Below are 9977 nucleotides of genomic sequence, written 5' to 3'. Positions count from 1 at the left end.
CGCCAGCAGGAGATCGGCGACATCCTCCGCGATCTGGAGGGCGCCCGACTGGTCACCCTCACCGGCCCTGGCGGCTCCGGTAAGACCCGGCTCTCCGAGGAGGCCGCCGGGGCCGTGACGGACGGCTACCCGGATGGCGTCTGGATCGCCGAACTCGCCCTGCTCGACCAGCCCTCCGCCGTCCCCGGCGCCGTCCTGAGCGCGGTCGGCCGCCGCGAGACCATGCTGCTCGCCTCCGGGCTCGAGAGCCGCACCACGGGCGCGGACGGCGGGGATCCGACGAGTCGGCTCGTCGAGTACTGCGCCGACCGCCGGCTGCTGCTCCTGCTCGACAACTGCGAGCACGTCATCGACACCGCGGCCCGGCTCACCGAGACCCTGCTCGCGCACTGCCCGGGGGTGACCGTGCTCGCCACCAGCCGGGAGCCGCTGGGGGTGCCCGGCGAGACCGTAAGGCCGGTGGAACCGCTGCCGCCCGCCCCCGCCCACCAGCTGTTCGCCGAGCGCGCCGCCACCGTACGGCCCGGCTTCGACCCGGCGGCGGACCCGGACACGGCGGCCGCGGTCGCGGAGATCTGCCGCCGCCTGGACGGTCTGCCGCTGGCGATCGAGCTGGCCGCGGCGCGGCTGCGGCTGCTGACCCCACGCCAGATCGCGGACCGGCTGGACGACCGCTTCCGCCTGCTGACCAGCGGCAGCAGAACCGCGCTGCCGCGCCAGCAGACCCTGCGGGCCGTCGTCGAGTGGTCCTGGGACCTCCTCGACGAGCGCGAGCGCACCGTGCTGCGCCGTGCGTCGGTCTTCGCGGGCGGGTGGACCCTGTCCGCGGCCGAGGCGGTGTGCGCGGACGCCCCGCCCGGCGCGGGCGCCCTTACGGACGGCACGGACGCCGATGGCGTCATCGACGACGGCGTCCGCATCCATGGCGCCCTTACGGACGCGACGGCGGGCACGCCGGAGCCGGGAGACACGGTTGCGTACGCCGAGACGCGCGCCCCCACGCGCTCTCATACGCGCCCCCAGGCCAGGATCGCGCCCGCCGAGGTGCTGGAACTGCTCGGGGCGCTGGTCGACAAGTCGCTGCTGATCGTCGACCATCCGTCGCACGGTGCGGCGGCGGAGTCCTCCGGCCCGGTGGGCGGCGAGCCCCGCTACCGGATGCTGGAGACCATCAACGAGTACGTCGGCGAGCGCGCCACCGAGGACGCCGCGGCCCGTGCCGACCACAAGGCCGCAGTGGCCCGTCACACCGCCCACTTCCGGGACTTCATCCGCACCGCCGAGCCCCGTCTGCGCTCCGCCGGACAACTGCCCTGGCTGCGCCTCGTCGAGACCGACCTCGACAACGTCCGGGCAGCACTGCACCGCTCCCTGACCACCGCGGACGAGGGCACCGTCTTCGCGCTCATCCGCGACTTGGCATGGTTCTGGTGGCTGCGCAACTACCGGGACGAGGGCGCCGCATGGGTCGGCCGTGCCCTGGCCCTGGAGGGCCGCCCCCACGGCACGGACGGCGCGGCGGACCGGGCACCGGGCGGCAGCCGTCCCCTCGACCAGTTCCCGCTCATCCCGGCCCGGGTTCCGGATGGCGAGGACGGCGTCGACGAGGAAGCCACCCGGTACTGGCAGTTCATGGACCTGCGGCTGCTGCTCTTCTTCTTGCTCGCCGAGCAGGGCACCGGCCCGGATCTGAGCGACCCCGAGATCCGGGACGCCGCGGTACGCATGCGCGACGCCTACGCGAGCCATCCAGGGCCCCGCAGAGCGTGCTTCCCGGGTCTGTTGTGGCCCTTCACGGCCTTCGTCATCGAGGGCTTCAGCGGCGAGATGCTGCCGCTCATGGACCGGACCGTGGCCGACTGCCGGGCTCACGGCGACGACTGGGCACTCGGCGTCTCGCTGATGTACCGCACCCACCTCGCCATCGACATGCCGGGCGGCGTCGAGAGCGCCGGCGACGATCTGGCCGAGCTGCGCGAGCTGGCCGCCCGCGTCGGCGACCGCTGGATGCTCGCCCAGGTGGAGGGCGCGCGTGGCGAGATCGCCACCCATCGTGGCCGGTTCGAGGAGGCGAGGGCCGCCTATGAGAGGGCAACGCGGCTCGCGCAGGAGCTCGGCGCCCACACCGAGGTGCCCTTCCTCTACACCCGCCTCGCCGACCTCGCCGTCAACGAGAGGGACGTGGAGGGCGCGCTGAGGCTGGTGGAACGCTCCGAGGAGGAGGCGGAGCGCTGCGGCACCCAGGACGTGCTGGCCTTCAACGACATCGTGCGCAGCGAGGCCCAGCTGGTACGCGGCGATCTGGCACGGGCCAGGACGTATTGCGACGCCGCGCGGCAGCGTGCGCTGCGCGGCACCTCGCCACCGCAGTTCTGGGTCGTGGCCAACGGCCTGGACGCCCGCATCACCGGCCTGGAGGGCGATCTGGTCGGCGGACTGCGCAAGCTGCGGAACACGCTGCGCGATGGCCTCGCGGTGAACTCCATGGAGCCGCTGTTGGCCCATCAGGCGGAGTCGGCGGCCGAACTCCTGGCTGGATGCGGACACGAGCGGCTCGCCGCGCGGCTGCTGGGCGCCGCCGACGGCTGGCGCGGTCGGCTGCCGCGCTCACCGCTGGTGGCCGGGGACGTCGGCGCGACCGCGGCGCGCGCGAGCGAGACGCTGGGCCAGGACGCGGTGGAGAAGCTGCGCACCGAGAGCACGACCCTGACCCCCGAGGAGGCCCTCCGCCTGCTCGACGAGGCGTTGAGCTCTCTCGACGCCGCCGATGCTTCAGGTGCCACCGATGCCTCCGACGCCACTGGCACCCAGGCCGCAACCGCCGACCCGGCCGCAACCGCCGGCCGGAGCGCCGCTCCGCCGCCCGCCCGCTGACGCGGGCACGAGCAGGTGCGACGCCCCGGCCGACCGTCACATGTCGTCACTCATACGGAGGAGGCGAGACGCGCCGCTCACCCCCTGAAACCGACGCGCGAAAACGAGCACATGTCTCGCTCCGGGGCCGACGGCATCACCCGATGGGGCGTGACCGCAGCCCGTCCAGCAGGATGTCCAGCAGCCGGGCCGAGGCCGCCGCCTGCTGTGCCGCGTCCGGCAGCGACGGCGCCGCCGTGGCGATCACCAGCAGCACATCGGCGACCGTCACATCCGGGCGAAGCTCGCCCGCCGCCCGTGCCCGCTCCACCAGTTGCCCGACGACCTCCAGCAGCGCCGCGGCGCCCGCGTCGTCCGGCTCGTCCTCAGCGACCATCGGCCGCTCGACCAGCCGGAGCTCCGGCTGAGCCGGTGCGGCTAACGCCGCCTGCCGCTGCTGCGGCAGCCGGATCTCGGTCTCCACGTCCACCCCGACCCGCAGCACCTGCGGCGGCAGCAGCCGGCCCGCGCCGGACGCCACCGAAGTACGCAGGAACCGGGCCAGCGCCGACCACGGCTCGTTCTCCTGCCCCAGCGCCGCCCGCGCCTGATCGGTCAGCCTTGCCGTCTCCTCCTCGGCTATGCGGCGCACCAGCACGTCCTTGCTGGGGAACCGCCGATAGACGGTGCCCACCCCTACCCGCGCCCGGCGCGCCACGTCTTCCATCGGAGCCCCGTACCCCAGCTCGCCGAAGACCTCGCGCGCCGCCCGCAGGACGTGCTCCAGATTGCGCTGCGCGTCCACGCGCAGCGGTGTGTTCCGTCCGCCGTTTCCGTCCGACGACGCGACGGCTGTGGACCATGACGAACCCTGAAGGTGCATAAGCGATCCCCCGGTAATGATGTCTCCCCCCGGAGACTCCCCGCCCAGACTGTCGAGGCAGTCACAACCCCGACGAAGTACGAACATAGTTGAGCGCAGGTCAAGAAAGAAGAGGGTAGCTCGGGACAGAACGCCCCCCGATCAGAGCAGCAGACCACCTCTTTCCGACTATCCGCCCGCTTGCCCCCACGCATCCCGGGGCTGACCTGCGGACATTTCGTACGTGTAACCGATTCCGCGGCTCGAGGCCGAGTGAGCCGTCCGGTCACACAATTCGTCGGGCCTGTGGACAAACCGCGGTCGCGCGTGCCTCATGGGAGGGTGAAGGAACCAGCGCGCATTCTCGTTGTCGGTGGTGGCTACGTCGGGATGTACGCCGCGCTGCGCCTCCAGCGAAAGCTGAAGCGGGAGCTGAGGCACGGCGGCGTGCAGATCATCGTGGTGGACCCCGAGCCGTATATGACCTACCAGCCGTTCCTGCCCGAGGCGGCGGCCGGATCGATCTCGCCCCGCCATGTGGTGGTGCCGTTGCGGCGGGTCCTGCCCGACTGCACGGTCGTCATCGGCGAGGCCACCGCGATCCACCACGGCAAACGCACCGCGACCGTGAGAACCCTCGCCACGGAGGAAGAGGGCACCGGCACGGTCGACATCCACTACGACGAGCTGGTGCTGGCCCCCGGATCCGTGTCCCGCGCCCTCCCGGTCCCCGGCCTCGCCGAGTTCGGCATCGGCTTCAAGACCGTCGAGGAGGCCATCGGCCTGCGCAACCATGTCCTCGAACAGCTGGACATCGCCTCCTCGACCCGGGACCCGGACGTCCGCGACGCGGCGCTGACCTTCGTCTTCGTCGGCGGCGGATACGCGGGCGTCGAGGCGCTCGGCGAGCTGGAGGACATGGCCAGGTACGCCGTCCGGTACTACCACAACATCGCCCCCGAAGACCTGAAGTGGATCCTCGTCGAGGCCACCGACCGGATCCTTCCGGAGGTCGGCGAGGACATGGGCAAGTACGCCGTCCGGGAGCTGCGCGGCCGCAATATCGATGTGCGACTGGAGACCCGCCTGGACTCCTGCGCCGACCGGGTCGCCGCACTGAGTGACGGCTCGCGCTTCCCCACCCGCACGCTCGTGTGGACCGCGGGCGTCAAACCGCATCCGATCCTCGCCTCCACCGATCTGCCGTTGAACGAGCGCGGCCGGCTCAAATGCACCGCGGCGCTCCAGGTCGAGGGCGTGGAGCACGCATGGTCGGCCGGGGACGCCGCGTCGGTGCCCGATCTGACGGCCGACCGGGCCGGTGCGGAGTGTGCCCCCAACGCACAGCACGCCGTGCGCCAGGCCAAGGTCCTCGCCGAGAACGTGGCCGCCGCTATCGCGGGTCAGCCGCTCACGGACTACGCGCACAAGTACGCGGGCTCCGTGGCCTCCCTGGGGCTCCACAAAGGCGTCGCACACGTCTACGGGCGCAAGTTGAAGGGCTACCCGGCGTGGTTCATGCACCGCGTCTACCACCTCAGCCGGGTGCCGACGTTCAACCGTAAGGCACGCGTGCTGGCCGAATGGATTCTGTCGGGGCTGTTCAAACGCGAGATCGTCTCGCTGGGGTCGCTGGAGAACCCGCGTGCCGAGTTCAAACTCGCCGCGGACACCGGTCGCCAGCCCGGGGCCAGTTGAGCCGATCGGGGCGGAGCCGGGAACTCCCCTCCCACGATCGGCGTCTCACGGATGTCAGTCCGGTCGGCCACACTGGTCGTGTGACCATGGGTGGGCTCGTATCTGCAAAGAGTGACAATCGCGAGGATTCGGAAGTTTGCTGCATTCCCCTGGGGGCCGTCCCCCGTACCCGCACCCATCTCCCCGATCCCGCGCCGGCGCGCCGCTCAGCCACCACCCCACGAGGTAATCCGCAGTGAACTTCACGCGCTGGAGCGCCCGGCTCCCCCGAACCCAGCGACGCATCGCCGCCCGGGCAGACCGCGGTGCGCGGCGGCCGAAGCCCGCGGCCGCCGCGGGCGGCGGCTCCGTCCCGGCGGCCCGGGGCGAGAGCGCCGACCCCTCGGGGCGCGGTGAGCCTCCGGCTGCCGCCCCTTCCGACGCCGCGCCGCCCGCCGCCGTCCCGACCCTCGACGGGCTGTCCGCCCATGACCTCCTCGGCCAGGTGCCGGCGCTGGTCGCGGTGGTCTACGGCCCCGAGCACCGCATCGCCTACCTCAACGACACCTATGTCGAGCTCTTCGGCTCCCGGGCCCCCGGCACACCCGCCGGCCAGGCCCTGCCCGAGCTGAGGGAGCTGGGGCTGCTGCCGCTCATGGACCAGGTCCTGCGCAGCGGCAAGCCCCGTACGGTCAAGTCCCGGCGGGTACCCGCGGGCGGCCCGGCGACCACGCCCGGGCCGCGGCAGGAGGGCGCGGCCCCCGGCCCCGGCCGGTCCCGCCACGGCTACTACACCTTCACCTGCTCCCCGATCGAGATGGCCGCGCCGAAGGTCGTCGCCCCCGCGCGGCCGGCGGACGAGCGGGCGGGGGCGGGGGCCATGGACGGAACGCCCGCGTATGGAACGCCCGTGGACGGATCGCCGGTGGACGGCTCGATCCGGGAAGGTGCCATCCGTAAGGCCGTCGCCGTGCCGGAGGCGGTCGCCCCCGAGACCGTCGCCGCCGACACCGGCACGGCCACCGAGCCGGTGCGCGGCGTGCTCGTCTTCGGGGCCGACGTCACCGACCAGGTCGAATCCGCGGAGCGGCTGCGCGCCAGCGAGCGCCTCCAGCGTGAGGCCGCCGTCACCCTCCAGCGCAGCCTCCTCCCCCAGGGGCTGGAGCAGCCCGACGATCTGCGGGTCGCCGCCACCTACCAGCCCGGCGGCACGGACGCGGCGGTGGGCGGCGACTGGTACGACGTCATCACCCTTGGCGCCGGCCGCACCGCCCTCGTCATCGGCGACGTCATGGGCCGCGGGGTGCGGGCGGCCGCCGTCATGGGCCAGCTGCGCACCGCCGTACGCGCCTATGCCCGGCTCGACCTCCCGCCGCACGAGGTCCTGCAACTCCTCGACGGTCTGGCCGCCGAGATCGACCCCCACCAGATCGCCACGTGCGTCTACGCCGTCCATGACCCCAATGAGAACCGCCTCGTCTACGCCTCCGCAGGGCATCTGCCGATCCTGGTCCGCGACCCGGACGGCACCGTGCGCCGCGCCGCCGAGCCCACCGGACCGCCCCTCGGCACCGGCGGCTGGCTGCACACCACCGGCTCGGTCCCGCTCAGCCCCGGGGCCAGCGCGGTCCTCTACACCGACGGCCTGGTGGAGCGGCGGGACAAGGACATCTACGACGGTGTGGCCGCGCTCGAGCGCGTCTTCGCGGGCGCGACCGGCTCGCCCCAGGTCATGTGCGACCGCCTCATCAGGGCCCTGGGCATCACCGCGGAGCACGACGACGATGTGGCGGTGCTGGTCCTCCAGCACCCCGCCCGTACGGGGCATGACGCGGAGCTCTTCCACAACGCCGCGCTGGAACTCCTCGGCGGGGTGGAAGCCGCACCTCGCGCCCGGGCCTTCGCCTCAGGGGTCCTCGCCAGCTGGCGGTTCCCCATGGAGCTGCGCGATCTGGGCGTGCTCGCCGCCAGCGAGCTCGTGGCCAACTCCCTCCAGCACGGCACACCGCCCATGCGGCTGCGGCTGCGCCGTACCGACCGCCGCCTGATCATCGAGGTGACGGACGGCGATGAGCATCTGCCGCGCCGCCGCCGGGCCGAACCGGTGGACGAGGCCGGACGCGGCATCTCAATCGTCGCGACCATCGCCTCGTCCTGGGGCTCGCGCCGCACCCCGGGCGGCGGCAAGGCGGTGTGGTGCGAGTTCGCCCTGCCGGCGGGCTAGCTCCACGGGGCCCGGGAGCACGGGCCTGAGCGGGGACACGACCGCCCCCGACCGACAGATCGCCCTGGCACGGCGGAGCCGACTGGCTCCTTCGCCGCGCCAGGGCGATGGCGGAGTGGACGGGCGGCTCAGGCCGCGGTGGTCACCTCGTCCGACGAGGCCGCCCGCGGCGCCGGCACCGCGGCCCCGGCGACCGCCCGCAGCGGATTGTCCTGTTCAGCCGTGAGCCGCCTGCCGAGCATCAGCGCGAGCGCGGTGATGCCGAGCGAGCAGACGATCAGCGTCACGATGTACGCCCCGTACAGCCCGGCGCCCGCCATCAGCCCGCCGGCGGCCGGACCCACCGCCAGGGCGAGCTGCTTGACCAGCGCGAACGCCGAGTTGTATTGACCGAGTGCCGACGGCGGTGCCAGATCGGCGACCAGCGGCGCGACGGTCGGCGACAGCATCGCCTCACCGAGCCCGAAGAGCGCGTACGCCGAGATGATCGCGGTGACGCCGACGGCCTGGCTCCCGGGTATCAGCCCGGCGGTCCCGGCGGCGCACCACGCCACCATCCAGACCAGCCCGACCAGCGCCATCACCCGGCTGCGCCGCCGCCGCTCGACCAGCTTGAGCACGACGAACTGCGCCAGCACGATCGCCGCCGTGTTCGCGGCCAGGGCGATGCCCAGCATCGACGGCGATATCCGGGCCACATCCACCGCGAACGCCGACAGCCCGGACTCGAACTGGCCGTAGCAGGCGAAGAACATGACGAAGCCCAGCGCGCACAGCTGCACCATGGCGCGGTGGCCGAGCAGAGCACGCCAGCCGCCGGGGCTGCCGAGCCGCTCATCGACGGTCGGCACCGGGTCGTCGAACACCGGAGTCCGCTCCAGCCTTACGGTCGCCACCGCCGCGCCGAGCACCAGGAACATCACCGCGTCGATCGCGAAGAGCCGCACAAAGCTCGAGGCGGCGGAGGTGTCCACCAGCAGCCCACCGAGCAGCCCGCCGACGCCGAGCCCCAGATTGCCGAGGAAGAACTGAGTGGCGAAGGCCCGCGAACGGGTGATCGGCGTCGAGCACCAGACGATCAGCGTGGCCAGCGCCGGCTGTATGGCCGCTATGCCCGCGCCCAGCACTCCGGCCGCGGCGATCACCAGCGGCTCGCTCGCCGCCAGCCCGAGCCCCATCGATCCGACAGCGGCGGCGACCGCGCCCGCGACGGCAACGGACAGCGGCCCTCGCCGGTCGATCACCCGACCGATGAAGGGCAGCACGGCAAGCGCGGCCACGGCGAACGTCGCGAGCACCATGCCCGCGGTATTCGCGCCGAGGTCCCGCACCCGCGCCACATAGACGAAGAGGAACGGAACCGTGAAGCCGTTGCCGAACGCGCTCAGCGCGTTGCCCAGCTGGATACGGCGCAGCGCTGCGCCCATCGCGGTGGTCACACTCACCTACCTAGGTCGAGGAGGGTCAAAGGACTACGGGCCTGACCTGCGGGTCAGCCCGGAGGATCGATGTCTGAAGACTTCGAAGCTAAACTTCAATGCTTAAGAGTACAGAGTGAAGGACTTCAGCGCCAATGAGTTTCGTGTCATACTCCGCACATGGCGGAGACCCCCGACCCGGACGACCTGCTGAGCCTCGAAGAGCAGATCGCGGCCTATCGGCGTGAGTTCCAGGGCCTGGACCCTCAGGTGGAGCAGGTCGTCAGCGCGCTCAGCCGGCTCACCCGGCGGATGAACGTCGCCTACGGCCGCCAGTCCGCCACGCTGGGGATCAGCAACTCCGAGTGGGAGGTCCTCAAGGTCCTCGTCCTCTCCGGGGCTCCCTACCGCCTGGGCCCCGGCGACCTGGCCAAGCGGCTGGGCCTCACCCCGGCCGCCATGACCCACCGCATCGACCGCATGGTGAACGAGGGTCTGGTCACCCGTGAGCGTGATGCGGACAACCGCGTCCGCGTCATCGTCGAGCTGACTCCGGATGGCCGGGAGAAGTGGGTCGAGGCGATGCGTCAGGCCACGGTCTTCGAGGCGGACCTTCTCCAGGACCTCTCCAGCGAGGAGCGCGGAGCCCTCGGCGAGATGCTCACCCGTGTGTTGCGCCGGGTGGAGGAGGACCAGCCCGACGCCGAGGGACGGCTGAGCGACCTCGACTGAGCCATTCGGCCTAAGCGAGGTTGACACGGGTCCGGGCGATCCGTAATGTACTCCGAGCTGCCACGGAGCCGTAACGGTTTCACCGGTCAGCACTCGAGCCGCACCGGCGGCAAACCACTACTGCACGGCCCCTCATCGGGATGGATTTCGGCATGCCGGAATTCGGACCGGGGAACTCGATTATGAGCATCCGGGGGAATCCGCTAAAGTA

Annotated in this window: 6 protein-coding genes; 4 read left to right on the top strand and 2 right to left on the bottom strand. The window is 72.2% G+C overall.

Annotated elements, in window-relative coordinates:
• Positions 1-2874, top strand: a 2874-nt coding sequence (locus GWI24_RS33020; protein ID WP_210949729.1) for an NB-ARC domain-containing protein, incomplete at its 5' end; no start/stop codon positions are given.
• 136 nt (positions 2875-3010) lie between these two features.
• Here the strand turns inward: GWI24_RS33020 and GWI24_RS33015 are convergent.
• A complete protein-coding gene (locus GWI24_RS33015; RefSeq protein WP_210949728.1) occupies positions 3011-3736 on the bottom strand; it encodes a TetR/AcrR family transcriptional regulator in 726 nt (241 codons plus the stop codon).
• Between the two features lie 369 nt (positions 3737-4105).
• On the opposite strand from GWI24_RS33015, the gene GWI24_RS33010 reads away from it, so the two are divergent.
• Both GWI24_RS33010 and GWI24_RS33005 read left to right on the top strand, forming a co-directional pair.
• Positions 4106-5413 carry an NAD(P)/FAD-dependent oxidoreductase gene (locus tag GWI24_RS33010; protein ID WP_247617194.1) on the top strand — a complete coding sequence of 436 codons (1308 nt, stop codon included), beginning with the start codon at positions 4106-4108 and terminating at the stop codon, positions 5411-5413.
• 235 nt (positions 5414-5648) lie between these two features.
• Positions 5649-7616 (top strand): ATP-binding SpoIIE family protein phosphatase, encoded by a 1968-nt coding sequence (locus tag GWI24_RS33005; RefSeq protein ID WP_210949726.1) that lies wholly within the window; start codon positions 5649-5651, stop codon positions 7614-7616.
• A 128-nt stretch (positions 7617-7744) separates the two neighbouring features.
• Here the strand turns inward: GWI24_RS33005 and GWI24_RS33000 are convergent, their stop codons facing one another.
• Positions 7745-9055: an MFS transporter gene (locus GWI24_RS33000; protein ID WP_210949730.1), complete on the bottom strand. Its 1311-nt coding sequence runs from the start codon at positions 9053-9055 to the stop codon at positions 7745-7747.
• A 159-nt stretch (positions 9056-9214) separates the two neighbouring features.
• Between GWI24_RS33000 and GWI24_RS32995 the strand changes: the two genes are divergently transcribed.
• A complete protein-coding gene (locus GWI24_RS32995; RefSeq protein ID WP_210949725.1) occupies positions 9215-9766 on the top strand; it encodes a MarR family winged helix-turn-helix transcriptional regulator in 552 nt (183 codons plus the stop codon).
• Positions 9767-9977: the final 211 nt, after the last annotated feature.

The sequence above is a fragment of the Streptomyces sp. MK37H genome (genome assembly GCF_018035285.1).
GTDB lineage: Bacteria > Actinomycetota > Actinomycetes > Streptomycetales > Streptomycetaceae > Streptomyces > Streptomyces endocoffeicus.
Note: the sequence above shows the minus strand (reverse complement) of the source record. Positions and strands in the feature narration are given on the sequence as shown.

Excerpts from the sequence above, each read along its gene's own strand:
- GWI24_RS33015 (WP_210949728.1), bottom strand. The coding sequence starts at position 3,736 with ATGCACCTTCAGGGTTCGTCATGGTCCACAGCCGTCGCGTCGTCGGAC.
- GWI24_RS33010 (WP_247617194.1), top strand. The coding sequence starts at position 4,106 with ATGTACGCCGCGCTGCGCCTCCAGCGAAAGCTGAAGCGGGAGCTGAGG.
- GWI24_RS32995 (WP_210949725.1), top strand. The coding sequence starts at position 9,215 with ATGGCGGAGACCCCCGACCCGGACGACCTGCTGAGCCTCGAAGAGCAG.